Genomic DNA, 26,731 nt, shown 5'->3' with positions numbered 1-26,731 from the left:
CAATCTGAGCCATGATCAAACTCTTCAGTTTAAAATCATTGCACTTTACTAAAAGTGCTAAATCTGGCTCATTAATCTTACTGACTAAAAATTCGCTCAAATAAACTTCGAGAAATTTCTACCAATTCAATCAATGAAATATATATTCGACTGATCAACTGATAAAAATCCACACAAGTTGTTCTTCCAATTCTCTTAATGATCTTCTTTTTATCTCGTCAATAAAAAGACAACGCAACTTCAAAATCTTTCACCCTAGAGCGAAGATCTATTTCGTCAATTGCGTTGGGATGAGTGCATTATAGGTGATTTTTTGCAGCACGCAAGTGCATTTTTATGCATGCTGCATCGAGTGTATTTATTTTACACAAGCATAAAATTTAAGATACTGATATTTAACATATTTATGTTTTATTTATTTTGCACAGTTTTGCTCACTATCTGCACACTTTGAATAATAATCGGCTTAACAGGTACATTTTGGTGCATGCCATAATTTGTAGTAGGCATTTTGGAGATGCGATCTACAACATCCATACCTTTTGTCACTTTGCCAAAAACTGCATAACCTGCATCAAAAGCACTTCGATCTAATGCTTTATTGTTTGCAGTATTAATAAAAAACTGGCTTGTTGCTGAATCTGGATCATTGGTACGTGCCATTGCCAAAGTACCACGGAGATTTTTCAGACCATTGTAAGATTCATTTTTGATTGAGGGTTTTCCTGACTTCTCAGCCATACGTACGTTAAGACCACCACCTTGAATCATGAATCCTGGAATTACTCGATGAAATAATGTGCCTGAATAAAAGTTCGTTTTAACGTAGTTTTTAAAGTTTTGGGTCGTAATCGGTGCTTGCTGGTCAAAAAGCTCTATTTCGATATTGCCTGCATTGGTTTTCATTTCTACAAATGTATTTGCAAGGGCCATTTGCCCTGTGAGAAGTAATCCTAAACCTAATGTAATTTTCTTCATGTCATCAACCTTTAATTCATTATATAAAGTTGCATGAGTTTAATTGAGTTCTGTTTATTTTGCTTTTATATCTCTTTTATAGATGTTCCACGTGAAACTTAAATGACAGCTTTTAAAAATTTATAAAATAACTGGGCTGTCTCTATCAGGTTGTTTTTAGCCTGAGCAGAAACAGAGGTCAAGTTTATGAAACCATGGGGTTGATGCTGATAATTTTTATATTGTACTTTTACACCAGCATGATGCAAAAGCTGTGCATAGTACTCCCCTTCATCATGTAAAACATCATGTCCTGCCGTGACAATAAAAGCAGGTGCCAGCTGTTTAAGTTCACCATAAATTGGAGAAACCAAAGGATCATCTAAAGCCAAATGATTTTGGAGTACATAGTGCTCAGTAACGCTGTCAACATCAGATTCGGTTAACAGTAATCCTTTCTTATATTGAAAGAACGAAGGATAACGACTTTTAAAGTCGACCGTAGGATAAATCAGAAGCTGGGCGACAGGTGCTATTTTTTGTCGACATAGCCGCTGAGAAATCACGGTACTGATGTTGCCACCAGCGCTATCACCTGCAATGGCAATCGCATTTTTCGCAATATTAAATTGTTGCTGATTCTGCCAGACCCAACACCACGCAGCTTCACATACTGCTATCAGGTGCTGCGCGGATACGTCGGGTACCAAAGGGTAATCAATACTTAAGATTTGACAATGGCTATGTTTAGCAAGCAGACGACAGGCTTCATCATGTGTATCCATACCTCCCAGCATAAAGCCACCCCCATGATAAAACACAATCATCGGGCATGGTTTGTTTGGCATGGGGTGATAATGTCGGGCTGTGAGTGAACCTGAGTGCAATTGTAATTGTAGATTTTGTACAAAAGGTAATGCGGTCGGCTTATAAATAAGTTCTGCCATACTGCGCTGAAAGTTCTGGCGCGATTGCACAATGTTAGATGTGAGCAACCCCCGATAGCCTTGTTGATATTGATATGCCATCAGGCATTGTAAAAAAGGATCAAGTTCTGGGTAACTGTAAGGATAGTTCAGCCAATCCACCAAGCGGCGTTGTAATTGTTTTGGTGTGTAACTCAGGCTGCGAGCAAGCAACACTGTTCTTTTTTCCCAAAGATGATGCAACATACTAGTCACTCGACCCAATTCTTTTTATTTAGATCATTATCTTTATAGCATAAAAGATATGGATCACAGCATACTGCCACAATCCATATCTTATGTTTTTTCATCAAGTGTCGTTTGCTTTACGGCATGATTGAATTATTGTGCGTTGGTTGCAGGTGTATTGGTCGCTGGAGTTAATGTTTGCTGCATACTGGCGTCCGTACTTGCTAAATCTGAAGCAGCTGGGCTCTGTGTTTGATTATCGGCTGAAGCATTCATTGAAGACGTTTCTGTCGTTGTTGGTGCATCTGGTTTTACTTCATGTGAGGCACAACCAACAGCTGAAAATGCAAACCCTGCAGCGGTTAATGAGAATACTGCTAATTTTTTCATAATCACTCTCGTATTTTTAAATTAAAAAACTTCAAAAGAACAACTCGCAAACGAGCTGTTGCATCATGGCGAAGTTTAAAAATGGAAAATACGCTTTAAATGCTATGTTTTTTTAATAACCTTATATAGTTATTGGTCGCTTATGTTATTTAGCCGCGACTTCGCTACATTGTAACTGAGTATTGGCACATCTAAAGTGCAGGATTACCACATTCATATTTAACAGGATTCGGCATTACAAACTCCAGTTTCAAGCTTTGATGTTTTCAAATGCACTTTTATAAAAAGACAACATAGGGTTAACAGTTTTTTAGAATAATTTCCACATAATGACGGGTTTTATATTGATCCAAAAGTTGTCACTACACTCTGTTTCTATGATGCCATTCTCTCGCTTCAGATACTGACAGCATCAGTACGATCCACAAGATAATAATTAATTAAAAGAATAGATAAGAAACCTGTCGTTTTTCCTCAACCTGTAAAATTAAAAGCTTTAAATCAAACTGGGTGCTTGAATTTTCCTGTACAGCCCATATTTCTCTAACAGCAAAAGAAAACCCAAACCATGGCAGTTCAGAATTTATGCAGTTGCACCACTGATGCCGAAGGACTGTACATGTTTAAAAACCTTTTTAAGCGGAGATCATCAATGGCGAATGAGCACAATGACCAAACTCAAGACCTAGAGCAAGAACAACTTGAACAAGCTGAAGCACAATCAAATGCAGAAACAACCGTTGAAGATTTAACAGCTCAGATTACAAAACTTGAAGAAAGTTTGAAACTTGAAAAAGCGCGTGCTGCCAATGCCGTATATGAAGCAGAAAAAGTCAAGGAACGGGTTGAACGCGAAGCAGATGCAGCGAAAAAATTTGCTGTTGAAAAATTTGCAAAAAGTTTGCTTGATTCTGTCGATAACCTAGAACGCGCAATTCAGGCGGCAGGTGATGAAGAAAGTCCGCTTCTTGAAGGGGTTAAGCTGACATTAAAATCACTCACCCACGCACTTGAGAAATTTGAAGTCTTGGCTGTTGATACTGCAAACGGATTCAACGCTGACTTACACCAAGCGGTGGGAATCGATCCAAATGCCAAAGCGGGTGAAATTGGCAATGTGTTGCAAAAAGGCTACACCCTTTCTGGTCGTCTATTGCGCCCTGCAATGGTCACAGTTGGTCAATAAGCCTACAATTTGGAGGGTTTTCCAATTTTTTTCACAAAAATTGCTTGAAAAAAATGGATTCACTCTCATATCGAATAACAAGCATAAACAATTGCAAAAAAATTTTTGAGGAACACATAAATGGCTAAAATCATTGGTATTGACTTGGGTACAACCAACTCATGTGTTGCAGTACTTGAAGGCGACAAAGTAAAAGTTATTGAAAACGCTGAAGGTACGCGCACAACCCCATCGATTATTGCGTACAAAGATGGCGAAATCTTGGTCGGTCAATCTGCAAAACGCCAAGCAGTGACTAACCCGAAAAACACATTATTCGCGATTAAGCGTTTAATTGGTCGTCGTTATGAAGATCAAGCAGTGCAAAAAGACATCGGTCTTGTCCCTTACAAAATCATCAAAGCAGACAATGGCGATGCTTGGGTTGAAGTCAACGACAAGAAACTAGCACCTCAACAGATCTCTGCTGAAATCTTGAAAAAGATGAAGAAAACTGCAGAAGACTACTTGGGTGAAACAGTGACTGAAGCAGTCATCACTGTTCCTGCATACTTCAATGATGCACAGCGTCAAGCCACTAAAGATGCTGGTAAAATTGCAGGTCTTGATGTTAAACGTATCATCAACGAGCCAACAGCTGCAGCGCTTGCGTTCGGTATGGACAAAAAAGAAGGCGACCGTAAAATTGCAGTTTACGACTTGGGTGGTGGTACATTCGACGTATCAATCATTGAAATCGCTGACCTTGATGGCGACCAACAAATCGAAGTATTGTCAACCAATGGTGACACCTTCCTTGGTGGTGAAGACTTTGATAACGCGTTAATTGAATTCTTGGTTGAAGAGTTCAAGAAAGAACAAAGTGTGAACTTGAAAAATGACCCACTTGCGTTACAACGTTTAAAAGAAGCAGCAGAAAAAGCGAAAATCGAACTTTCTTCTTCTAACGCAACTGAAATCAACCTGCCATATATCACAGCAGATGCCACCGGTCCTAAACACTTAGTGATTAACGTGACTCGTGCGAAACTTGAAGCACTGGTTGGTGATTTGGTTGCACGTACCATTGAACCATGTCGCGTTGCACTAAAAGATGCAGGCTTATCAACTTCTGACATTTCTGACGTGATATTGGTCGGTGGTCAAACACGTATGCCAATGGTTCAACAAAAAGTCCAAGAATTTTTTGGTAAAGAACCACGTAAAGATGTAAACCCTGATGAAGCTGTTGCAATTGGTGCAGCGATCCAAGGTGCGGTATTGTCTGGTGATAAAACTGACGTATTGCTTCTTGACGTGACTCCATTGACACTTGGTATCGAAACTATGGGCGGCGTGTTGACTCCAATCATTGAGAAAAACACCACGATTCCTGCGAAGAAATCTCAAGTATTCTCTACCGCTGCGGACAACCAACCTGCAGTAGATATTTCAGTTTACCAAGGTGAGCGTAAAATTGCACAGCAAAACAAATTGCTTGGCAACTTCCAGTTGGGTGACATCCCTCCTGCGCCACGTGGTGTGCCACAAATTGAAGTATCGTTCGACATTAACGCTGACGGTATCTTGAAAGTTTCTGCAAAAGACAAGAGCACTGGTAAAGAGCAATCTATCCAGATTAAAGCCAACTCTGGTTTGTCTGATGCCGAAATCGAAGCCATGATTAAAGATGCTGAAGCAAATGCTGAGGAAGACCGCAAGTTTGAAGAGTTAGCGAAAGCACGTAACGAAGCTGATGCTCTAGTTGCAAGCTCAAACAAAGCTGTAAAAGATTTGGGTGATAAAGTCACTGAAGATGAAAAAACAGCAGTTGCTACAGCGGTTTCTGAACTTGAAGCAGCCACCAAAGAAAATGATGTTGAAGTGATCAAAGCGAAAACTGAAGCACTTCAAAACATCTTGATGCCAATCACACAACGTGCTTATGAACAAGCACAAGGTGCAGAAGGCGGTGCGCAAGGTTTTGATCCAAATGCATTCCAAGGTGGTCATGCAGGTGGACAACAACAAAAAGCTGATGATGGCGTTGTTGATGCTGAATTCACTGAAGTAAAAGATGACAAAAAATAATTTGTCGCTTTAACTAAAAAGACCGCGCGCAAGCGCGGTTTTTTTATGTCAACATTGTGCTCAAACAAGTACAGATTTTATAACATCGTCTGTTTATAATGCTCAACACTTAAATCTCCAGTCTGCTTTACATGAGAATGATGCTACTGCTCCAGTCTGAGAAAGTGATATATATCAGTAAGATTTTGAGCTGTGCTGTTATTATTACCCTACTCTCCATCATTTTTGATAAAGATAAAACCAGTAATTTTTTTGTTTGGGCATCACTCACCGCTTTTTCAACTTTATAGTTTAGTCGCCAAAGCAAAGTGAACTTCAACCAGATTATTGGCAATGTTATCGGCTCTGTGATCGGAATCGTGATCTGGATGCTTATGAGCCATGTTTCAGCACATTTGTATTATATTAATCTTGAATACTGGTTTTTGATCTTGGGTATTTTTGTGACCACCCTGCTCTGCATCATGCTCAATCACAGCGAATATTGTGGGATTGCCTTGTCGAGTTTTTTAATCGTGACCATTTATGATGTGGCACATCACACGATTGAAGGTGCATTATCGCGAATTTTCTTTTGTATTATTGGATGTTTGATTGCTTACCTGGTTGATCTGATTAGCCGCCAGATTGAACAAAAATGGCTATTTTATAAAAACCAAAATTGAGCATAATAAAGTCAATTTGTTTAAGCGCAAAATAAAATCAATAGGAACAAATAGACCATGAAAACAGGAAGTGTACTGCTGATTGCTTTTTGGGTTGTGCTATTACTCTATCAACACATGCAATATCCACAAGTCAGGCTGAATCCAATTTCAACTCAAATTTTTCATCCTTTTGATACGCGCTTACATTATCGGATTGGTGAAGTTGATCCGCGCTTTGAATTATCCCACAGTGAATTACAACAACTTGCCGAGCAGGCAGCCCGTATCTGGCAACGGGGTACAGGACAAGATTGGCTGGTTTATGATCCCCATGCTCGTCTGCAAATTAACTTGATTTATGATCAGCGTCAGATCAATACCACACAGCGCCTCAGTGAGCTGCAACAGATTGCGTATACTCAAAACCAGCAACAACAGCAGCAGCAACAAATTGATGATCATAAAACTGAAATTTTACGTGCGCAGCAAGCCATTCAGCTCAAGCAAAATGCCTTTCAGCATGAACTCAATCAGTACAATTCTATCGTGGAAATGGTCAATACGCATGGCGGTGCGAACCTTGAACTAAAACAACAATTTGACCATCAGAAACAGCATCTTGAACAACGCAAAGCCGAACTGAATCAATCAGTGGCACAATATAATCAACTGGTGCAACAGTCGAATAATCAGGTGCAAAACTACAATCAAACCGCGCGACAGATTAACCAGTCTATCCAGACTTATAATCAGATCTATGCAGCACGCGCCTTTGATAAAGGGCTTTTTAATGGACGCAGCATTAATATTTATGAATTTGAAAATCAGGATGATTTACGTTTGGTAATTGCACATGAATTAGGACACGCCTTAGGTTTGGCCCATACCGAAGCCAATTCACATGCCTTGATGTACCCTATATTAAAAGATCAAAATATGCATGAGTTTCAACTAACCACAGATGATCGCCTGTTATTACAACAAAATTCCTCTTGGAAAAAGTTTTTAAATAAATTCAACCTATAACTCCATGATGCAAGCCAATTTCATGCTATGGTTATGCGAAATACCTTAAATTCGATGGAGATCGGCGTGAGTTATTATCATATTATTGTTGAAGTGAATGATCACATCAGTACAATCGAAGAAACACGTGATATCGAAATCTTTAATATTGAAGAGCTTACCCCCTATCTACATGGGCTATTGCTTCCCTATTTCAATAAACAAATGATTGAATTTGAGGATGAAAATATTCCATTTAACGATATTCTGCATCTTGAAATTAAGCAGACCAAAATGCCGATTGAATACCTGATTGAAGAAGAACAAAAAGAATTACCAAGCGATACTGACGTGACGATTACCGCCCATGAAATTTTTAACGATCGCGAACTAAGTCAAGATGTGACCAAAGTGATTTTTGACGTTCTCGATGCGGTCAAAATTGACCGTGAGAGTTTTTAAGGAACATTGTTAAAAAAGGTCTGAGCATTCAGACCTTTTTTAATATTTATTCGTTTTAATTATTGCATCATTTTAAAAGCTTGTCGTTGGCGCAGTGCTTGCAGAATTTTTTGCCCTGCCCGCCCTGTGGCTGCAAAGCCCAAACGCTGTTGTTCCTGCTGAATCGCCTGACGGGTTTTATCCCCAATCAAACCATCTGCTTCACCAATATCATAACCCTTACTCAAAAGAATCTGCTGAATTTCACGGCGCTCTGCACGTGATGTGCCTGCATCATCGGTTGGCCAAGCCGTTTTAAATTCGCCCCGCCCTTGTAAACGATCCGATAAATGCGCAATTGCCAAGGCATAACTTTCCGCAGCGTTATAGCCATAAATTGCATCAAAATTTTTAAAGACTAAAAATACTGGACCATTTGCACCTGCTGGTGCCATTAAACCTGCAGATATTGTTTCTGTTAAATTACCTTGAATCAGCGCGGAACCATCTGCACGTACTAAACCTCGTGAAAGCCAATAACTCAGTGGTTTTTTATTGCGTCGACTTTCACCTGCAATCGACATCCCTGCTGGTAATTTGACTTCAAAGCCCCATGGCAAGCCCGTTTGCCAGCCTGCTTTTTTCAAGAAATTGGCTGTAGATGCCAAAGCATCAGGCACACTCGATACCAGATCACGGCGACCATCCCCATCAAAATCGACCGCTAAACGCTCATAGGTCAAAGGCATAAACTGGGTATGCCCAAAAGCCCCTGCCCATGAACCTTTTAACTGATCTAGGGTTAAATCGCCACGTTGCAAGATGCGCATGGCAGCAAAAAACTCACCACGAAAATAACTTTGACGGCGCCCTTCACAGCTTAAAGTTCCTAATGCCTGTAAGAGCGGATATTTCCCTGAAATATCCCCATAATTACTTTCCACACCCCACACTGCCACAATGGTTTCAACAGGCACACCATACACTTGTGAAGCACGATTAAGTACATCATGATACTGAGCAATTTTCTGCTGCCCTTGTTTGACACGTTCATCATCCACCAACCCAGACAAATAATCCCAAATCGGAGTTGAAAATTCTGGTTGGTAATTGAGTTTTTCTAATACGGAACGATCAGGTGTTAAGTGCTGGGTGTAGTGATTATAAGTTTCAGCACTCACGCCCGATGCTTGGGCTTGAGAACGCAAGTTTGCCAAGCATTGCTGAAATTGATCTTGCCCAAAAGTATCTGGTGGAGAATTACTGATGATTGTTGTGTTGTTACTCTTGCCTGTATCACTCATACCATTAATGATTAATTCTGCCTGAGTATGAGTTGTTGCTAGAAAAAGACTACCGACAAGAAAAGAAAAACGTCGCATATGATCTTGCTCGCCATTTTGAATTCAAATTATCGCCCTAACATACCACTATCCCCAAAAAATGACGATGCAATTTAAATTCAAATGTACAAATACTCGCAATTTAACTGTATTTCATTACTTTGAATTTAAATTCAAAGGTTTTAAATTCAAAAAATAAATTCATTTCTAAATCACAAAATGGGGATTAAATTCATAAAACGAGAATGTGGATATCTTTTAACTTATCCATAATAACATAATAAATATTTGTTTTTTTAAAGATAAAATTAATTTTATTTTGGAAATTTATTGTTTTACATATTGGGTTAGTTCAATGATGAATTTTTTGAATTCATTTTTTAAATTTAAATTCAAAACCACATTTTTTTAAATTCAAAAGTTTTAAATTCAAATTTAATTTTCCAGTGTATCAACTTATCCACAACCTCAATCATTTTGAATTTAAAACGGCGGCTATCTTGCCTGAGAAATTGCCAAAAAAAAAGCGCTTGTAGAGACAAACGCTTTTTTTAACAACAATCTAGCTTCAGATGTTCATATCTTGAGTCAATGCCAATGGTTCAGGCAGAATTTTCGCCAATTGGCGACATAAAGTCGTTAATTGTGCTACATCGACTGGCATTAACGTAATGTGTCCAAGCTTACGACCTTGACGTTCGGTTTTGTTATACAAGTGCAAATGCGCACCGTCTAATACCAACACATCTTCGGTTTTTGGATGTTGCCCAATGATGTTAATCATGACCGTTGGGCGCACGACATCGGTTGAACCGAGTGGCAAACCTGCAACTGCACGAATGTGGTTTTCAAACTGTGAGCAGACTGCACCCTCAATCGACCAGTGTCCTGAGTTATGCACACGTGGCGCCATTTCATTGGCATATAGACCTTGTTCTGTCACGAACAGTTCAAGTGTCAGCACACCGACATAATTCAAATGATTGAGCAAACGAGTAATGTAGTCCTGTGCCACAGGCTGCAAATCTGCACTATTTGGCGCAGGCACAATCGAATGTGACAAAATCCCATTGTGGTGATGGTTTTCTGCCAGTGCCCAAGTTCTTACTTCGCCATTTTGCCCACGTACTGCAATAATTGAGACTTCGCGCGAGAATTTCACAAAGCTTTCAGCGATCAGGCTTTTTGCAGGGCCGAGTTCTGCCCATGCCGTATCGATCTGATCTTCAGAGCGCAGGACAAACTGACCTTTACCATCATAACCGCCTGTGGCAGTTTTCAAGACAATTGGCAAACCCAGATCAGCAACTGCCTGTTTCAGGGTTTCAAGGCTATCCACTGCACGATAAGGTGCAACTGGAATATCCAACTGATCAAACAAGGCTTTTTCAAGCAAACGGTTTTGTGCAATTGCTAATGCCTGACGCGGTGGATGCAATTGCTTGCTTTGCGTCAAGACATCAACATCAGCTAATGGGGTATTTTCAAATTCCAGACTAAAAACATCTGCACTGTCAATAAATTGCTGCAAACCGTTTTCTGCCTGACTTGAAATTACCTGACCCAATACAGCAGATGGGCAATCGGTACTGGCTTCAAAGAAAGTACATTGGATATTTAGTGGTAACGCAGCTTGAGCCATCATACGACCCAATTGACCACCACCAAAAATTCCGATGGTTTTGTTCATGCTCAAATCTCGTTTATACCTGACCTGGAATGTTGTTGTTGGCAACTTTAGCAGTTTGTGCTTCACGGAAATCTGCGACATTTTTAGCGATGTCAGCACGTGTCAAACCTAAAATTTGTGCTGCCATAATCGCAGCATTGGTTGCACCTGCAGGACCAATCGCCAAAGTACCTACCGCAATGCCTGCTGGCATTTGTACAATTGAAAGTAGTGAATCAACACCATTTAAAATCGATGATTTTACAGGAACACCTAAAACGGGTAGGTCAGTTTTGGCCGCACACATACCTGGTAAATGCGCTGCGCCGCCAGCACCTGCAATAATCACTTGAATACCACGTTCGCGCGCGGTTTCAGCATATTCAAACAAACGGTCTGGAGTACGGTGTGCAGAAACCACTTCAGCTTCAAAAGGGACACCAAGCTGTTTCAGCATATTGGCAGTGTGTTCTAAGGTTGCCCAATCAGATTGAGAACCCATAATAATTCCGACTAAAGGTTGAGCGTCTGGAGCTGCGACCGTATTCATTGATATTTCCAAAGCGTAAGTAGATCAATGCGCTTAGCAAAGCCAAGAAGTGCATTGCATAAATATTAGGGCACTCTAGTATAGCGGTTTTTTTCATCCTCTCCAAAAATACTCATCGCTTCACTACGAATTTCCAGATTATTGACTACGAAACACAAAATACACACAGCCCAGCAGGCAACATCCAGCCCATAGATAATCCAGTTTGAAAGGTTGTTTAAATAAAAACAGCATGAAGGGCACAAACACCAATAAAGTCACCACTTCTTGGGTAATTTTCATTTCCCCCATGCTAAAGCCTTGCTGGGCAAATAAGCGCGTGGCAGGAACCATGAAACTGTATTCGAGGAAGGCAATACACCAACCAAATAAAATGGCTTTCCAAAGCGGAGCACCATGTAAAAACTTCAAATGCCCATACCATGCCAACGTCATAAAACAGTTGGAAATAATCAGCAAAATAAAAGGTAAGGGCGTAGCCAAAATGTCAATTCCACATAAACGGTTTTGGTTTATATTATAGCGTTACAAAAATCATGTCATGATTTCTCAGTGCATCAAGACATTTGAAGTACATTTAAAAATATTAAAATCAGCATGTTATATAAGAAAGATCTTTATAGGATTTTTGTTTAAAGCATCACACTGATAAATCCCTTAAAATGCACACAGAAAATTTATTGGGTCATTGCCGAAAAATGTTGAACCTGACACAGCTTAATTATGATTTATTTAAAATGATTTATATGACAGGACGTCATTCCGAATTTGCTTTAAGCGCGGCCTTATTTTTCTCGCATTATCTCACCACAATTTTAGCGGTCATTTTGCTGTTTAGTATGGCACTTAGAAAAAGCTATCCTATACTCTTTCTTAAAGCGCTCGTATTGACCCTTTGTGCCTCTCTTTTAAATTATATCTTTGATCATACTTTTGATTTTCCGCGCCCATTTACGCTTGGTTTAAGTCAAAACCACATCAAACATTCGAATAACAACTCATTTCCAAGTAGCCATATGCTGGTGATGAGCACGATTGCCTTTGCTTATTGTTTTTCATCCAAATTCTGGATTGGCTGTGGCTTGTTGCTGGCAGCACTCGCCGTTGGTTGGTCACGAATTTATCTAGGTGTGCATTTTCCCTTTGATATTTTGGGTGCATTGCTGATCGCACTGGGCTTAAATTTTGTAGCGTATCAGGCTCTCAAAAAATATCCTCGCTGGATTGGTTAAAGTCCAATCCTCATGGCAAACCCATACAAGTTCTCACGTTTTTTGACTATCTTTTCAAATACAGCCTTGCTATGGTTGCCAATAATTTCAAATAAACACACGATTCAGCATATCGGAAACAGTGGAGTAGGCGAGTTATGCATCTGCATATTTTGGGTATTTGCGGCACTTTTATGGGGTCATTGGCACTTTTAGCCCGGGATCTTGGGCATACCGTTACAGGGTCAGACCAAAATGTTTACCCGCCGATGTCAACTCAACTGGAAAATGCAGGCATTACTTTAATGCAAGGCTATGACCATAGTCATTTACAGCCACATCCTGACTTGGTGATCGTGGGCAATGCCATGAAACGCGGTATTGATGCCGTTGAATACATGCTCAATGCAGGCTTACCGTATATTTCAGGTCCACAGTTTCTAGCAGATCATGTATTGCAAGGCAAACATGTCCTCGGTGTTGCAGGGACTCATGGTAAAACCACCACCACGACCATGCTGGCGTGGGTGCTGGATCAGGCAGGTTTAAATCCAGGTTTCCTGATTGGTGGTGTGCCGTTAGGTTTTAGTCAAAGTGCGCGTCTGGGCGGTGGCAAATACTTCTGTGTCGAAGCCGATGAATACGATTCGGCATTTTTCGACAAGCGTTCCAAGTTCGTACATTACCACCCAAAAACTGCAATTTTGAATAACCTTGAATTTGACCATGCCGATATTTTTGATGATTTGGCCGCGATTCAAAAACAGTTCCATCACTTAGTCCGTACCATTCCAAGTGAAGGGCGTATCATTGCGCCAATCACTGAAACCAATATTGATACTGTACTGGACATGGGCTGCTGGACACCTGTGGTACGTACCAGCCTTGCAGCCAATGAGCAAGCCGAACTTTCTGCCGAACTGATTTCAGCCGATGGTAGTCATTTTAAAGTGCTGCAACATGGTGAATTGAAAGCTGAAGTACAATGGAACATGACAGGACAGCATAGTGTTGCCAATGCTTTAGCCACCATTGCTGCTGCGGAACATGTCGGTGTCTCGATTGAACAAGCCTGTGCAGCATTGTCTTGTTTTGGCGGGGTCAAGCGCCGTATGGAATTACTCGATACGGTACATGGCATCGAAGTTTATGATGACTTTGCTCATCACCCAACAGCGATTGAAACCACACTAGACGGCGCACGCAAGCGCTTAGGTGAACGTAAACTTTGGGCAATTATTGAACCGCGTTCTAATACCATGCGTATGGGCAGTCATAAAGATCAACTGGCTCAGTCGGCACGCTTAGCCGATGCAGTGATTTGGTATCAACCTGAAGGTCTGGACTGGGATTTACAGCCCGTAGTGGATGCTGCACCAAACCATGCTGTCGTTGCACGATCTTTAGAGCAAATCATTGCTACGATTTGTGAGCAAGCAGGTGAGGGCGATGCAGTGGTCATTATGTCAAATGGCGGTTTTGGTGGTTTACATCAAAAACTGATTGCGGCTTTAAAAGCCAAATAATCTACAATATTTTGAGTCAAAAGCAGGATCTCAAGATGCTGCTTTTGACTGATTAGCCATCAAATCTATACGTAGTGAATAATAATTAAAAATTACAAAACTGTAACTTTTCTATTTCTTTCTCTTAAGGTCATGTCTTTATCATAGCGCACTTTAATTCGAGGCCTGATATATGAGCATGTCTCTAGAAGCGCTCAATTTAGCGTGGTTCGCGAAAATCAATGCACCACAACATGCCAGCAATGCCATGATTGATCTGGCGATTTTTATTGCCAACGACACGTTTTATTTACTCATTTTATTTTTACTGTTTTTATGGTTTTTAGGTGATCAAGCGCTCAAAGAGCGTGCCTTTAAAGCTGTATTTTTTACGGCAATTGCACTCGGCACTGGCTTTATTATTTCCCAGATTTACTTCCATCCAAGACCCTTCATGATCGGCGTTGGGCATACTTTTATTCAGCATGCACCAGATGCGTCTTTTCCAAGTGATCACATGCTGATTTTTAGCACCATTGCATTATCCTACTGGTTTTCTGGGCGAAAGTTTGCGGGCAGTTTATTGTTAGTACTGGCCGCTTTAGTAGCATGGTCACGAGTGTATTTAGGTGTGCATTTTCCAATGGATATGCTCGGTGCATTTTGTATTGCACTCATGGTCAATATTTTTGGAATTTGGTTATGGAAAATTCTTGGAGAACGCATCCTACAGTTCATTACCCAACTCTACCAAATTGTCTGCAAACCATTGCTCACACGAGGCTGGGTGAAATAACCTGATGCATCCTTCAAGGTTTTCAAAATAAAAAAGCAAGGCACTGACTCTCCCAATCAGCGCCTTGCTTTTTTCTGGATTTTTTCTTTTTAATCTAAAATATCAAAATGACAAAATCATTTCAGTCGTATGACAGTTTATTGAAAGATTTCAATTTAAAACAATATAGGTATTTTCAAAATGATTCTCTTTGAAATTACCCTGTACCAAATGCACGGCATAGCCATCAATTAAATCTAAAGTCAGACATTCATCAATATCAATCACGGCATCAGTATGGGCTTTATGCCAGTGCTGTTCAATGTGTAATTTGCCTTGCTGTCGGGCATCGGCAGGGCTCATCCCCGCGACCACCACATAGCGATGAAATTCGCCAAATTCACCTGTCAGGTACGCGCCGAGATTGATGAGATACAGCTTTAACTGGCTACGCATCGGCTTAGAGTAAGGGACGATTTCAACCCGATAATTCACCCCTTGGTACTGCACCCCACGAATACACATCCATGCATCAATATGCAAACCCTGAGGTACACCAAACCAGCGTTGCTTCAACTGTGGATAACTTTTTTCAAGCTGGGGATAAATCACGGGGATAATATCATGGACTTCGACGCGTGCCTGTGAGTGCTTTCCACCCAGCAACACAATAAATAATTGTTGTTCTGTCATGATCTCACCCCTTACATTTCGATGCTGCGTACAAATTGCACATCGAGAAAAACTATGGCATGCTACTCAAACATTAGGATGAGTAAAACTCGATTCCTAATGCAAAATTAAGTTTGACAAGGGGAGTAGCCTCCTCCAAACGTAGCACTTGCATCATAGCAAAATGTTACGTGTCAGGTATCGTCAATACACTTTGCAAAAAGTCGGTATCTGAGCACCATGTTCTGCATGGTGTAGGCAAGACCTTGATCATGTTGACACAGATGTTTTTTCATCTGGCAGCAGGTCAAGGTTTTTTTATGTAAAAAAACGAGATGGTTGCCAGATATGAGGAGAATAACTCATGCAATCTATTGGCAGTCTCGGACTCTATCTGGCGTTCTTTGGCATTGTGGCCATCATGCTGATGATTGATTTTATCGGCTTTAAAAACAACAAATCTGACCATGTTCCTCTCAGGCAGGCAGCCTACTGGAGTATCGCATGGGTGTCGGTGGCCATGCTGTTTGCAGGCGGATTATGGCTGTACTTAGAACAGACCACTTCTGTCGCGATTGCCAATCAAAAAACTCTGGAATACCTTTCAGGTTACTTACTGGAAAAATCACTCGCGATTGACAACGTCTTTGTCTGGTTAATGATTTTCTCGGCATTTGCCATTCCACCGACACTGCAACGCAAAGTACTGCTCTACGGCGTACTGGGTGCGATTGTATTGCGTACTGTATTTATTTTTATTGGTGCGTGGCTGGTGCAAGAGTTTGCATGGATTCTCTATATCTTTGGTGCGCTCTTGGTCTATACAGGCTTTAAATTCCTCAAAGGGCAAGATGAAGATGCCAACATTGAAGACATACGCTTACTCAAGTGGCTACGCAAGCATGTCCCAATTACCTCAACGCTACGTGACAATCACTTTGTGGTTTATGAGCAAGGCAAACGCTGGATCACGCCATTATTTGTGGTACTGATTCTGGTTGAGTTTTCCGATGTGATTTTTGCAGTCGATTCCATTCCTGCAATTTTCGCCGTCACCAGCGATCCGTTTATTGTCCTGAGTGCTAACCTGATGGCAATTTTGGGTTTACGCGCCATGTTTTTCCTTTTGGCAGGTGCAGCAGAGAAAATGCATTATTTGCCCTACGGCTTGGGGATTATCCTGTTATTTATCGGGGGCAAAATGCTGCTACTCGATGTAATACACTTACCGATCTGGGTTTCACTGGGTTTTATCGTTTTAGTGCTCGCAATCACCGCATTACTATCACTACGTCATGAGAAACAGATCAAAGTAGACTCTTAATTTTAATCGGGCGATTAGGTGAATTTCATCTTATTGCCCCATAAATCTGTTTGAAATGGAACAATTTTTGCTTAAATAAAAAGTTTAAAAGCCAAATTTTCTGGGCAGTAACAATCCCCATTTTTGATGATACTATAATCAGGTTTTCAAGTTATTGTACAAATGCGTTACAATCACTCGAAAAAAGTAAAAAGCAGGTTTTCCATGTCAAATTGTTCTCCTATCAGCGTCATTCGTGGTCGTTTCTTAGATATCCAACAACTGGTTCAACACCCATCTGAAATTGCTGAACAAGTCCGTTATCTAGAAGATGCCGTGCTGATCAGCGAGCATGGAAAAATTAAATGGTTTGGCGCGTGGCAAGATGCCCAAGCATACTTACCTGAACAGGTCGAAATTCAGCATTATCCTGAGCAATTAATTGTGCCAGGCTTTATTGACACTCACATTCATTATCCACAAACCGAAATGGTCGGTGCATACGGCGAACAGCTTTTGAGCTGGCTCAATACCTATACATTCCCAACCGAACTACAGTTTAAAGATCGTAATTATGCTGAGCATATTGCGCATTTCTTTATTCAAGAATTACTTAAAAATGGAACAACCACAGCACTGGTTTTTTGTACCGTGCATCCCGAATCAGTCAATGCTTTGTTTGAGGCAGCTGCCAATTTTAATATGCGCCTGATTGCAGGCAAGGTGATGATGGATCGCCATGCACCTGAAGATCTGTGCGATACCGCAGATAGTAGTTATCAGGACTCCAAAGCCTTAATCGAGAAATGGCATGGGCAGGGGCGTGCGCTATATGCGATTACGCCACGCTTTGCACCAACGTCAACACCAGAACAACTGGAAAAAGCAGGGCAGTTAAAACAGGAATTCCCTGACGTCTATGTCCATACACATTTGAGTGAAAACAAAGATGAAATCGCATGGGTAAAATCGCTGTTCCCTGAACGTCTGGGGTATCTGGATGTTTATCATCATTATGGACTGACAGGTCAGCGTTCGGTGTTTGCGCATTGCGTACATCTGGAAGATGAAGAATGGGACTGCATGCACAAGACCAACTCTGCGATCGCCTTTTGTCCAACCTCGAACCTGTTCTTAGGCAGTGGCTTATTCCCACTCAACAAGACATGGGAAAAACAAGTTAAAGTCGGGCTAGGCACAGACATTGGTGCAGGGACATCGTTCAATCAGCTACAAACACTGAATGAAGCCTACAAAGTTCAGCAGCTACAAGGCAACAAGCTTTCAGCCTTTGAGTCACTCTATCATGCGACACTGGGCGGGGCAAAAGCACTGGATTTACACGATAAATTGGGCAATTTTAACGTCGGTAAAGAAGCTGATTTTGTGGTACTCGACTTAAATGCTACAGCGTTACAAAGCCTGCGCCAGTCACGTGCCAAATCGATTGAAGACAGCTTATTTGCGCTCTTTACCATGGGAGATGACCGCAATGTCTATGCAACTTACGTGTACGGGCAGCGTAAATTTAGCAAATAAAATTGGATTTTTTTCAGTAAAATTTTGAATAAAATCAGCTCAAAAAACCTGATTCGTACATTTTGTTGGGCAAGAACAGATGCAGGAAACATGAAATTGTTTTAAAATTTTAGTATTAACTCATGAATTCGAGGTGTTGCAGGTCAACACCTTTTTTCTTTTTACATACTGATGTTTTTAGGTAGCTGTCCATGACTGTGCAATTGAGCGTAATGATTTCTGAAGCGGCTATTCAAGCCAAAGTCAAAGAGCTAGGTGAACAGATCAATGCTCACTATGCCAATAGTGATAAAGAACTGGTATTGATTGGGCTACTGCGTGGTTCTGTCATTTTTATGGCAGATTTGTGCCGCCAAATTTCCAAAGCACATGAACTCGACTTTATGACGGTTTCTAGCTACGGCGGCGGAACAGTATCATCACGCGATGTGAAAATTCTCAAAGATCTTGACGGTGAAATTCGCGGGAAAGATGTGCTTGTGGTTGAAGACATTATTGACTCAGGCAACACCTTAAGCAAAGTGCTGGAAATGTTACAAACTCGCGCCCCGAACTCGATTCAACTCTGTACTTTAGTCAGTAAACCTTCACGCCGTGAAATTGAACTTGATGTAAAATTTTTGGGTTTTGAAGTAGAAGATAAATTTATTGTTGGTTATGGCTTAGACTACGACCAAAAATATCGCCACTTACCATTTATTGGTGAAATTGGTCTGTAAGATTAAAAATCAAAAAGTGGTGCAGGGCGCCACTTTTTTTATAACAAAATATAACGAGAATTCGCAAGAATCGGCTATTTCCCGTCACATTGATCTTGCACACTAATCTCATGACTTTTGACATGTTTTATCCAAGGAGCAACACAAATGTGGCATCTGATTGTTGTGATTATTATTGGTTTTATTGCAGGTTTGATTGCACGTGCCTTATATCCTGGCAATGACCAAGCTGGCTTTATTGTCACCACCTTGTTAGGAATCGCAGGTTCAGTTATCGCAACCTATGGTGGACGCATGCTCGGGCTTTATGGTGCACATTCATCGGCAGGGTTTATCGCCTCAGTGATTGGCGCGATTGTGATTTTAATCATTTATAATTTCATCCGTAAAAACACCTAAAAGCAAAAACTGACACAACATAGCGCCCGTGAGTGCTATGTTATTTTATTATGAGTTATAAGCCATTTTGCTGCCAAAATGACTGAATCTGCTCAGCAGACGTATAGCCCAGCGCCCGATAGCCATTGGCAAAAATAAGCCCTGGTGTTCCTTCAATTTTAAGTTTTTGACCGAGCTGTAAATTACGTTGAATCGGATTGGCACAGGTTGAGCTTGCTGCTGGTGTCAAACCACGTCCCATCAAATTATCCCAAGCATAGTTACGGTTTGGACTACACCAGACTTGCTTTGATGGCACAATCGACTGCGGGCGGATTGGATACAAGAAACGATAAATCGTCACATTATTGAGTTTATCGAGTTCTTTTTCCAGTTTTTTGCAATAGGGGCAATTGGGATCAACAAAAATTGCGAGTTGATGCTGACCATTGCCTTTGACCTGCTTTAATGCATCCTGTAATGGTAAATTTTTCCAGTCCACATGATTGTTTTGTATAACCAAATTCTGAGTCAGATTTTTCTGGTCTTTGAGGCGAATCATGCTACCTAACATGACATGCTGGCCAGCTTCATCTAAATATACAATTTGTTTATCTAGAGTAGCACTATAAATACCATGCACTTCAGTCGCTGCGATATTCTGAAAATTCAGATTAGGGTATTGGCGCTTGAGTTGGCTATTTAAACTGGCAACATCAGCAATAGCAAGACTTGAATAACACCAAGCCAACAGTAAAAGACTCAATTTTTTCATTCTAAATACACACCCTCAAGAAAAGCTGATTTTAACGGATCAGGTTTTCTTGAGTATGCTTGCTTCCACAACAAAGCGTTGTAAATTTGTCAGCAGGTTTCACGTGGAACATCGTTATATTTTAGAATTAATCTCAACTGAAATATGTACAATTTCTTCGTGGATTGATAAAGCTTCACGTACTTGATCTGCGGTTACGGATCGTTCTGTTTCCAAAGCTAAAATACAAGAAAATTTACCTTTACCCACTTTCCAGACATGTAAATCAGTCACCTGAAGATGTTCACCTAGCTGCTCAATCACTTCATAAATTTCGGTAACTACAGGATGATCCATTTCTGCATCAAGTAAAGTTCTGCCTGTTTCTTTAAGCAATCCCCAAGACCATTTTGCAACTAGAACCGAACCGACAATACCCAGTAAAGCATCTAAAAAATTCCAGCCAAAATACTTGCCTGCAAGTAGCGCAAGAATGGCAAATACAGAAGTAATCGCATCCGCTACAACATGTATAAATGCTGCTTTCTGATTCAGGTCATGATGATGTTCATGACCATGTTCATCTTCATGGTGATGATGAGCATGATGATGGTGATGGTGGTGATTCGGGTCATCATGCAGTAACCAAGCACACAGCAGGTTGACCAGCAGCCCAATCACCGCGATTAAAATCGCTTCGTTATAATGAATCTGTACAGGCGAGAGTAGACGCTCAACCGATTGGAATGCCATCAGCAAAGCCACGACCATCAATAAAATCGCGCTGCTATACCCTGAAAGAATTTCAATTTTCCATGTCCCAAAACTAAAGCGCTGATCGCGAGAGTAATGTCGGGCAGCCCGATAGGCAATATAAGCCAACCCCAAAGCCAGCATGTGTGAACTCATATGCCAACCATCAGCTAAAAGCGCCATCGAATTAAAAATCCATCCTCCAGCGACTTCAAAAACCATCATGATTCCAGTTAAAATCGTTGCCCACAAAATACGTTTCTGAGCCAATGGGTTTCCTTCATCAAACTGGTGGTGATGGGATCGGTTTGAATCTATACGTTGCATTTCAGGATTACTCAAATATACTCCCCTATAGTATATTTCTTTTTATCGAGTTCGGATATGAGCCATCTTCACCAAGATAAGAAAATATTGAATCGCGTCAAACGTCTGAAAGGACAGATCCACAGTGTGGAACAGCATCTTGAAGCAGGGGACAGCCACTGTATTGAGGTGTTACAGCAGGTTGCAGCCATTAAAGGCGCAATCAATGGTTTGATGAATGAACTGATTGAAGAGCATCTACGTCACCATGTTTTGGCTGAAGCGACTGCAGTGAATGAAACTGAACTAGAAGAATTTTTAAAATTATTAAAACGCTACGGCTAGAGATTGCGATCTCAATATCCTAAAAATGCATGTTTTTTTATAACCAATGCTAAATGCACCCCAATTGTTCTATTTTTAAAACAATATGTACTTTTTTTAACATTTATTAATTTTTTTACACCCCATATGATCGCACAATATTTAAACAAAATACTGGAGTTGCATCATGACCTCACTACGCTATCTGGACTTTGGCTCAGCCAAATCGCTTGTTCTGCTGCTTGCTCGTGTTTTATTAATCACGCTATTTCTGATTTTTGGTTTCAGCAAATTAACAGGCTTTGAAGGTACGGTTCAATACATGAATATGCTTCATGCGCCATTACCAACACTCTCCGCGATTATTGCTGTTGTGGCTGAAGCCTTTTTAGGATTATTGATTCTGATTGGTTTCTATACACGCCCAATTGCTGTGCTTTTAGCGCTGTATACACTGGGAAGTGCCATGATTGGACATGCTTACTGGCATACCACTGGCGACATGATGCAAGATTTAAATACTAAAATTCATTTCTTTAAAAACATGAGTATTGTGGGTGGATTCTTATTGCTGGCGGTTGCTGGCCCTGGTGCAATTTCAGTTGATAAAAAATAAAAAATAATTCAAAAAAAGCTGCCAAATGGGCAGCTTTTTGCTTACTTTCCGATACAAAACGATCCGAAGATTTTCCCGAGCAAATCATCCGCACTAAACTCACCCGTGATTTCACTCAGTGCATTTTGCGCGAGGCGCAATGATTCAGCAACCAGTTCACCTGCATGAAAATCGACAAGCTGCACACGTGCCTCAGCCAAATACTGCTGTGTGCGCTTCATTGCGTCCAAATGGCGCGTTCGTGCAATGAAGGTATCTTCTTCAGGATGAAAGCCTGCATGCGCTGTAATCGCGTCTATGAGCGCCTGAACCCCCATTTCCTGTTTCGCTGACACCGTGATATGACGAAAGCCCTGATATTCACCAATTTCAGGTGCCGTTTCTGTCAGATCGCATTTATTGGCAATGAGCATGAGGCGACGTGGCTCTAAATGCTCGGCAAAATAATGCTGTGCCAGTTGTAATGGTTCTTCACCTTGACTCAAGTCATACACTAGCAACAACAAATCAGCCTGTTCAATTTCTTTGATGGCACGGCGAATCCCTTCTTTTTCCACAATATCGCCCGTTTCTCGTAAACCAGCGGTATCAGTCAGGGTAATTGGCAGACCATTGAGACTGAGTTTTTCATGCAAGACATCACGGGTTGTACCTGCAATATCGGTCACAATCGCGCGCTCAACACCAGCCAAAGCATTCAGCAAACTGGACTTGCCAGCGTTGGGTTTACCTGCAATCACCACCTGCAAACCTTCACGTAACAATTGCCCCTGACGTGCCGATTGCTGTACCGATTGTACCGAGCTTTGTACATTTTCGAGCAATCCCAAAATCTTGCCATCAGCAAGAAAATCAATTTCCTCTTCTGGAAAATCAATCGCAGCTTCCACATGCAAGCGCAAATGGATCAGCTTTTCCAAAACGGTATTCACCTTATTGGAAAAAGCCCCTTGTAATGAGCGTACCGCAGAGCGTGCAGCCGCTTGGGAAGTCGCATCAATCAGATCGGCAATCGCTTCTGCCTGCACCAAATCCAGCTTGCCATTTTCAAAGGCGCGCATGGAAAATTCACCTGCTTTGGCTGCGGTTGCTCCTAACTCCAGCAAACGCGCGAGCAGAGCATTTTGAATAACTGGACCGCCATGTCCCTGCAATTCCACCACATCTTCACCCGTAAAGGAATTTGGATTCGGGAAACACAGTACCAAACCTTCGTCCATGACTTCGCCTTGAGCATCATAAAACTGGCGAAAACCTGCCATACGGGCTTGGGGTAAAGCTTTTTGGCTAATGGCTTGTGCAATGGCATAAGCTTTAGGGCCTGACAGTCGAATTACACCGACACCACCACGACCTGGCGGCGTTGCGATTGCAGCAATGGTGGTTTGGTTTTGCATAGCACACACCTAAATTTATCAATATTCAGTCAAAGAAAAATCCGCCTAAGCGTAACATCTTAGGCGGATTTATTCAGCAGTTGCTTGCTTGGCTCAGGCGAGATTAAGTACCCGCTTGAGTTTCACGCTGTTTTTTCACACTTTGTGCAATAAACCACTGCTGTAAAATAGTAATACTGTTGTTCACAATCCAGTACAACACCAGACCGGCAGGGAAGAACAGCATAAATACCGTAAAGATAATCGGCATTAAGCGGAACACTTTGGCTTGCATTGGGTCAGCAGGTTGAGGGTTCAACATTTGCTGTGCAAACATGGTTCCACCCATGATTAACGGCAAGATAAACCATGGATCCATTGCAGATAAGTCAGTGATCCAACCTAACCACGGTGCATGACGCAACTCAACGCTTTCCATCAATACCCAGTACAATGCCAAGAAAATCGGCATTTGCATGAACAATGGCAAGCAGCCTGAAAGCGGGTTAACCCCTTCGCGTTTGTAAAGAGCCATCATTTCTTGAGAGAAACGCATACGGTCTTCGCCAAACTCTTCTTTCATGCGTTGCATTTCAGGTGCAATCACACGCATTTTTGCCATTGAGCGATAACTTTTTGCAGACAGCGGCCACAAAATCATCTTCACCACAACAGTCAATAGAATAATTGACCAGCCCCAGTTGCCTAAGAACTTATGGAAAGTTTCCAAACCAAGGAACAAGAGTTTTGCAATTGGCCACAACCAACCATAATCTACAGTTTGGTTTAAACCGACTGCCAAATCTTTCAGCTCAGACTGAACTTTTGGGCCTGAATAGAACGTTGCATTCACTTCCATTTTAGTCCCTGCTGGCACTGTAATGGCTGGTGAAGTAAACCCGATAATATTCATTGATTCGCCAGCTCTACGAGATTGTAGAGTTGCGGTATATGGCTGTCCGTTGGCTTGAGTCAACTTCAACGACCCAGGAATCCATGCACTCACAAAATAGTGCTGAACTACAGCAACCCAACCGCCTTTGGCTTGAACATTGAGCTTGTCATCATTGAAATTGGCAAATTTCAATTTATTGTAATGTTGATCTGGCGTACCCCAAGCACCCCCAAGATACGTTCCTAACTGGAAAATACCCTGACTTGACTTACCTGGATCGACAGAATCATCACGTTTAATCTGACCAAAGAATTGACCTTGCCAGTTTTGTTGACTGCGGTTCATGACCTGATAACCCACTTCAATTGGGTAATCACCCTGTTTGAAGGTAAAAGTCTTAACCATCTCGACACCATTGGCGGTTTTGTACACCATTGGTACGGTTAAAACCTTCACGGTTTTACCATTTTCAGTCACAGTTTTCGCATCATTTAAGGTATAGCTGTTTTTCTCTACCTCAAAAACAGGACGACCATTTGCACTGCTGTCTGGTCCATTGACACCAATTAAACCAGATTGTGCGACGTATGTGCGTTTATTATCGCTCTCTAGCATGACAAAAGGCTGGTTACTGCCTTTACTTTCATCATGTGCAAGCAGTTCAAGGCGCACAATATCACCACCTTTTGGTGTAATCCAAAGGCGATATAAATCTGTTTGTACAGTAATCAGATGCTGACTGGCTGGAGCAGCAGTCGTGTTTGCTGGTGCTGCAGCATTTGCCTGCGGCATATCTGTAGATGCTGTATTTTGACTATTTGGCAAATCGGCAGACACATCACGCGATACGACAGCAGTATTTTGCTGCTGCGGTGCGCTCGTTGTGTGTCCATAGTCTTTTTGCCAAGCCAAAATGAGCAAATAAGCGGTAACCAACATGGCACCGATAATCGCAAACCTGGCCCATTGTTGCATAGCTATGACCCCAAGTAGTTAGAGTGATTTTGGTTCAAGAAACGTTCACGAAAGGGTACAGTAACATGAAGCGTTTGAGAATCGATTTGCTGAAAGGAAATAAAACGGATCGCCTTTGCAGGTACAGGATCATATCCTGAACCTCCCCAAGGATGACAACGGCAGACACGGCAAGTTGCTAGCCATACTCCATGTACAGCGCCATGCGTTTGCAAAGCTTCTAACGCATATTGAGAACAGGTAGGAATATAGCGACAACGTGGTCCAAGTAAAGGACTAATCGCAATCTGATAAAGACGTACCAACCAATGCAGGATACGAACCATTGGCCATCTCTACTTTTGTGGGGAAATAGACGTATTATTCTGGCGCTTATGTACCAAGCGATTGAGTTTTTGCCAAGCAAATTTTAATTGCTGGTGCAATTCAGCATTTGAAATATCTTCTATGCCTATTTTAGGCATAACAACAATATCCAACGAAGCAATTGCCTGTTGGTTCAAGCGAAAACTTTCGCGAGCGATCCGTTTTATTCGATTTCTTTCGTGTGCACGACGCACTTTCTTTTTAGCAACAACAATCCCAAGGCGGCTCGTCTGTTCGCTTGGCTTTGCCAAAAAAAGAAAGTGGGGTTGATGCACTTTAAAAAGCGCACCATCGAACACATTTTTGTAATCTGCAGCACAGCGTATGCGAACGTCTGTGCTGAAACTATAAAGTGTCATACACCCAGGTCGATGAAGCGTTAACTTTAAATTATACAGTTAAGCTATGACGACCTTTTGCACGGCGGCGAGCTAAAACTTGACGACCAGCTTTAGTTGCCATACGAGCACGGAAACCATGAACGCGTTTACGCTTTAATTCAGATGGTTGGAATGTACGTTTCATACAGAAACTCCAAAAATTGATCTATCTATAAAGGTTCGCGATTTTATTGTGCATTTAGCGTACTGTCAATCAAAAAGCTGTTTTTTACGCGATTTCTTACATATTTCTCTATATGAGGCTATTAATTTCATCATATTTAAAAAAAAGTACTGTTTTTTTGCTTTCTGTAATTTGAATTTAAATTGAGATTTATCCATTTCATGGTTTTTAAAGTTATCAACAACACCTCTGATCAACGCTTTTTTAAATTTGAATTTAAATTCAGAAATTCTTACTTATCCACAAAATTCATCCACGTTATTAATTAAATTTAAAATTTAAAATTTA

General features: G+C 41.2%; 29 protein-coding genes. 14 read left to right on the top strand and 15 right to left on the bottom strand.

Annotated features, from left to right (window positions below; translation table 11 throughout):
- Window positions 1–411 precede the first annotated feature (411 nt).
- The 3 genes from E0H77_RS13125 to E0H77_RS13115 form a co-directional block, all read right to left on the bottom strand.
- The gene (locus E0H77_RS13125; protein WP_131378635.1) at window positions 412–978 is read right to left on the bottom strand and encodes a peptidylprolyl isomerase; all 567 of its coding nucleotides are present in this window, start codon (window positions 976–978) and stop codon (window positions 412–414) included.
- A 98-nt stretch (window positions 979–1,076) separates the two neighbouring features.
- Window positions 1,077–2,129: an alpha/beta hydrolase gene (locus E0H77_RS13120; protein ID WP_131378633.1), complete on the bottom strand. Its 1,053-nt coding sequence runs from the start codon at window positions 2,127–2,129 to the stop codon at window positions 1,077–1,079.
- 135 nt (window positions 2,130–2,264) lie between these two features.
- The gene (locus E0H77_RS13115; protein ID WP_131378631.1) at window positions 2,265–2,501 is read right to left on the bottom strand and encodes a hypothetical protein; all 237 of its coding nucleotides are present in this window, start codon (window positions 2,499–2,501) and stop codon (window positions 2,265–2,267) included.
- A 652-nt stretch (window positions 2,502–3,153) separates the two neighbouring features.
- Between E0H77_RS13115 and grpE the strand changes: the two genes are divergently transcribed.
- The 5 genes from grpE (at window position 3,154) to E0H77_RS13090 (ending at window position 7,871) form a co-directional block, all read left to right on the top strand.
- On the top strand, window positions 3,154–3,687 hold the full coding sequence (gene grpE / locus E0H77_RS13110) for a nucleotide exchange factor GrpE (protein ID WP_131378629.1): 534 nt from the start codon (window positions 3,154–3,156) through the stop codon (window positions 3,685–3,687).
- A 120-nt stretch (window positions 3,688–3,807) separates the two neighbouring features.
- On the top strand, window positions 3,808–5,757 hold the full coding sequence (gene dnaK / locus E0H77_RS13105) for a molecular chaperone DnaK (protein WP_131378627.1): 1,950 nt from the start codon (window positions 3,808–3,810) through the stop codon (window positions 5,755–5,757).
- A 308-nt stretch (window positions 5,758–6,065) separates the two neighbouring features.
- Window positions 6,066–6,422 carry an aromatic acid exporter family protein gene (locus E0H77_RS13100; RefSeq protein ID WP_228258340.1) on the top strand — a complete coding sequence of 119 codons (357 nt, stop codon included), beginning with the start codon at window positions 6,066–6,068 and terminating at the stop codon, window positions 6,420–6,422.
- Window positions 6,423–6,479: 57 nt separating this feature from the next.
- The gene (locus E0H77_RS13095) at window positions 6,480–7,430 is read left to right on the top strand and encodes a matrixin family metalloprotease (RefSeq protein WP_131378625.1); all 951 of its coding nucleotides are present in this window, start codon (window positions 6,480–6,482) and stop codon (window positions 7,428–7,430) included.
- 66 nt (window positions 7,431–7,496) lie between these two features.
- Complete coding sequence (locus tag E0H77_RS13090; RefSeq protein ID WP_205677643.1) at window positions 7,497–7,871, top strand: hypothetical protein; 375 nt, start codon at window positions 7,497–7,499, stop codon at window positions 7,869–7,871.
- 59 nt (window positions 7,872–7,930) lie between these two features.
- Here the strand turns inward: E0H77_RS13090 and E0H77_RS13085 are convergent, their stop codons facing one another.
- The 4 genes from E0H77_RS13085 to E0H77_RS13070 form a co-directional block, all read right to left on the bottom strand.
- Window positions 7,931–9,232 carry a lytic murein transglycosylase gene (locus E0H77_RS13085; RefSeq protein ID WP_131378623.1) on the bottom strand — a complete coding sequence of 434 codons (1,302 nt, stop codon included), beginning with the start codon at window positions 9,230–9,232 and terminating at the stop codon, window positions 7,931–7,933.
- A gap of 529 nt (window positions 9,233–9,761) precedes the next feature.
- Window positions 9,762–10,883 carry a 5-(carboxyamino)imidazole ribonucleotide synthase gene (locus E0H77_RS13080; RefSeq protein WP_131378621.1) on the bottom strand — a complete coding sequence of 374 codons (1,122 nt, stop codon included), beginning with the start codon at window positions 10,881–10,883 and terminating at the stop codon, window positions 9,762–9,764.
- Between the two features lie 13 nt (window positions 10,884–10,896).
- Window positions 10,897–11,412: a 5-(carboxyamino)imidazole ribonucleotide mutase gene (purE, locus tag E0H77_RS13075; protein WP_004749248.1), complete on the bottom strand. Its 516-nt coding sequence runs from the start codon at window positions 11,410–11,412 to the stop codon at window positions 10,897–10,899.
- A gap of 138 nt (window positions 11,413–11,550) precedes the next feature.
- Window positions 11,551–11,895: a DMT family protein gene (locus E0H77_RS13070; RefSeq protein WP_131315048.1), complete on the bottom strand. Its 345-nt coding sequence runs from the start codon at window positions 11,893–11,895 to the stop codon at window positions 11,551–11,553.
- A 263-nt stretch (window positions 11,896–12,158) separates the two neighbouring features.
- Here E0H77_RS13070 and E0H77_RS13065 point away from each other — a divergent pair, with 263 nt between their 5' ends.
- The 3 genes from E0H77_RS13065 (at window position 12,159) to E0H77_RS13055 (ending at window position 14,924) form a co-directional block, all read left to right on the top strand.
- On the top strand, window positions 12,159–12,644 hold the full coding sequence (locus E0H77_RS13065; protein ID WP_228127519.1) for a phosphatase PAP2 family protein: 486 nt from the start codon (window positions 12,159–12,161) through the stop codon (window positions 12,642–12,644).
- Between the two features lie 137 nt (window positions 12,645–12,781).
- Window positions 12,782–14,149: a UDP-N-acetylmuramate:L-alanyl-gamma-D-glutamyl-meso-diaminopimelate ligase gene (gene mpl / locus E0H77_RS13060; RefSeq protein ID WP_131378617.1), complete on the top strand. Its 1,368-nt coding sequence runs from the start codon at window positions 12,782–12,784 to the stop codon at window positions 14,147–14,149.
- A 178-nt stretch (window positions 14,150–14,327) separates the two neighbouring features.
- Window positions 14,328–14,924 carry a phosphatase PAP2 family protein gene (locus tag E0H77_RS13055; protein ID WP_171478354.1) on the top strand — a complete coding sequence of 199 codons (597 nt, stop codon included), beginning with the start codon at window positions 14,328–14,330 and terminating at the stop codon, window positions 14,922–14,924.
- A gap of 150 nt (window positions 14,925–15,074) precedes the next feature.
- Here E0H77_RS13055 and E0H77_RS13050 read toward each other — a convergent pair whose 3' ends face one another.
- A complete protein-coding gene (locus E0H77_RS13050; RefSeq protein WP_131378613.1) occupies window positions 15,075–15,596 on the bottom strand; it encodes a DUF1543 domain-containing protein in 522 nt (173 codons plus the stop codon).
- Between the two features lie 343 nt (window positions 15,597–15,939).
- Here E0H77_RS13050 and E0H77_RS13045 point away from each other — a divergent pair, with 343 nt between their 5' ends.
- The 4 genes from E0H77_RS13045 (at window position 15,940) to E0H77_RS13030 (ending at window position 19,535) form a co-directional block, all read left to right on the top strand.
- Window positions 15,940–16,899 (top strand): TerC family protein, encoded by a 960-nt coding sequence (locus tag E0H77_RS13045; RefSeq protein WP_131378611.1) that lies wholly within the window; start codon window positions 15,940–15,942, stop codon window positions 16,897–16,899.
- A 204-nt stretch (window positions 16,900–17,103) separates the two neighbouring features.
- Entirely contained in the window at window positions 17,104–18,417 is a 1,314-nt protein-coding gene (gene guaD, locus E0H77_RS13040; protein ID WP_131378609.1) for a guanine deaminase, read from the top strand.
- Between the two features lie 191 nt (window positions 18,418–18,608).
- A complete protein-coding gene (hpt, locus tag E0H77_RS13035; RefSeq protein WP_131378607.1) occupies window positions 18,609–19,136 on the top strand; it encodes a hypoxanthine phosphoribosyltransferase in 528 nt (175 codons plus the stop codon).
- 147 nt (window positions 19,137–19,283) lie between these two features.
- A complete protein-coding gene (locus E0H77_RS13030; RefSeq protein ID WP_131315056.1) occupies window positions 19,284–19,535 on the top strand; it encodes a GlsB/YeaQ/YmgE family stress response membrane protein in 252 nt (83 codons plus the stop codon).
- 55 nt (window positions 19,536–19,590) lie between these two features.
- Here the strand turns inward: E0H77_RS13030 and E0H77_RS13025 are convergent, their stop codons facing one another.
- Together E0H77_RS13025 and dmeF are read right to left on the bottom strand one after the other, a co-directional pair.
- Complete coding sequence (locus tag E0H77_RS13025; protein ID WP_131378605.1) at window positions 19,591–20,289, bottom strand: DsbC family protein; 699 nt, start codon at window positions 20,287–20,289, stop codon at window positions 19,591–19,593.
- A gap of 114 nt (window positions 20,290–20,403) precedes the next feature.
- Complete coding sequence (gene dmeF / locus E0H77_RS13020; protein WP_131378639.1) at window positions 20,404–21,348, bottom strand: CDF family Co(II)/Ni(II) efflux transporter DmeF; 945 nt, start codon at window positions 21,346–21,348, stop codon at window positions 20,404–20,406.
- A 57-nt stretch (window positions 21,349–21,405) separates the two neighbouring features.
- Between dmeF and E0H77_RS13015 the strand changes: the two genes are divergently transcribed.
- The gene (locus E0H77_RS13015; protein ID WP_131378603.1) at window positions 21,406–21,672 is read left to right on the top strand and encodes a metal/formaldehyde-sensitive transcriptional repressor; all 267 of its coding nucleotides are present in this window, start codon (window positions 21,406–21,408) and stop codon (window positions 21,670–21,672) included.
- A gap of 166 nt (window positions 21,673–21,838) precedes the next feature.
- Window positions 21,839–22,267, top strand: a complete 429-nt coding sequence (locus tag E0H77_RS13010) for a DoxX family protein (RefSeq protein ID WP_131378601.1) — start codon at window positions 21,839–21,841, stop codon at window positions 22,265–22,267.
- 41 nt (window positions 22,268–22,308) lie between these two features.
- On the opposite strand, the gene mnmE is transcribed toward E0H77_RS13010, so the two are convergent.
- The 5 genes from mnmE to rpmH form a co-directional block, all read right to left on the bottom strand.
- Entirely contained in the window at window positions 22,309–23,664 is a 1,356-nt protein-coding gene (gene mnmE / locus E0H77_RS13005) for a tRNA uridine-5-carboxymethylaminomethyl(34) synthesis GTPase MnmE (RefSeq protein WP_131378599.1), read from the bottom strand.
- Between the two features lie 103 nt (window positions 23,665–23,767).
- A complete protein-coding gene (yidC, locus tag E0H77_RS13000) occupies window positions 23,768–25,513 on the bottom strand; it encodes a membrane protein insertase YidC (RefSeq protein ID WP_131315061.1) in 1,746 nt (581 codons plus the stop codon).
- A 2-nt stretch (window positions 25,514–25,515) separates the two neighbouring features.
- Window positions 25,516–25,839 carry a membrane protein insertion efficiency factor YidD gene (gene yidD, locus E0H77_RS12995; RefSeq protein ID WP_004749229.1) on the bottom strand — a complete coding sequence of 108 codons (324 nt, stop codon included), beginning with the start codon at window positions 25,837–25,839 and terminating at the stop codon, window positions 25,516–25,518.
- A 9-nt stretch (window positions 25,840–25,848) separates the two neighbouring features.
- Complete coding sequence (gene rnpA / locus E0H77_RS12990) at window positions 25,849–26,238, bottom strand: ribonuclease P protein component (RefSeq protein ID WP_131315063.1); 390 nt, start codon at window positions 26,236–26,238, stop codon at window positions 25,849–25,851.
- 31 nt (window positions 26,239–26,269) lie between these two features.
- A complete protein-coding gene (gene rpmH / locus E0H77_RS12985) occupies window positions 26,270–26,404 on the bottom strand; it encodes a 50S ribosomal protein L34 (protein ID WP_000831329.1) in 135 nt (44 codons plus the stop codon).
- Between the last annotated feature and the right edge of the window lie 327 nt (window positions 26,405–26,731).

It is taken from the genome of Acinetobacter brisouioides (genome assembly GCF_004331075.1).
Lineage (GTDB): Bacteria > Pseudomonadota > Gammaproteobacteria > Pseudomonadales > Moraxellaceae > Acinetobacter.
This window is presented reverse-complemented; position numbering and strand designations above follow the sequence as displayed.